This is a genomic window from Catenulispora subtropica (genome assembly GCF_039531675.1).
GTDB classification, from domain to species: Bacteria; Actinomycetota; Actinomycetes; order Streptomycetales; family Catenulisporaceae; genus Catenulispora; species Catenulispora subtropica.
Window position 1 is genome coordinate 1 of the sequence record NZ_BAAAQM010000144.1, and the last position, 569, is coordinate 569.

The 569-nt window shown below is 73.6% G+C and carries 1 protein-coding gene; it reads left to right on the forward strand.

Annotated elements, in window-relative coordinates; genetic code table 11:
• Positions 1-29: 29 nt before the first annotated feature.
• A partial coding sequence (locus ABD466_RS44330) for a universal stress protein (protein ID WP_344663336.1) occupies positions 30-569 on the forward strand: 540 nt, incomplete at its 3' end.

A 569-nucleotide genomic window follows, 5' to 3' on the forward strand; every position in this document is an offset into this window, starting at 1 on the left:
CCGCCGTCCCGGACTGAGCGAGGCGCACCATGAGATCCACCGTCGTCGTCGGCTACGACCGCTCACTGCCCAGCGGCTGGGCCGTACTGGAAGCCGGCCGCGAAGCCGTCTCCCGCGGTGCCGACGTCACCGTCATCCACGCCTACTGGCGCCCCGCCACCTCCGAGGACACCGTCCACGAAGCCGCCACCGCGACCGCCGCATTCGGCGCCGCCATCCTGCGCCGCCACCACCCCGAACTCACCGTCCGCAGCCAAGCCGCCCCCGGCGACCCCCACGACGTCCTGGCCACCGCCGCCCGCAGCGCGGACCTCCTGGTCATGGGCGCCCGCGGCGACGGCGGCTTCGCCGAACAATCCCTGGGCTCAGCCACCATACGCACCCTGGCCCGCACCCCCTGCCCCGCCATGGTGGTCCGCAACCCCCAACGCTCAGCCCGCGGCATCGTCCTGGCCGCCGTCGACCTCACCGACCCCACCGAAGACGTCCTCAACTTCGCCTTCGCCGAAGCCCGACGCCGCACCGCCCTGCTCCGCGTGATCAGCGCCCACGACCTCACCGAGATCCGC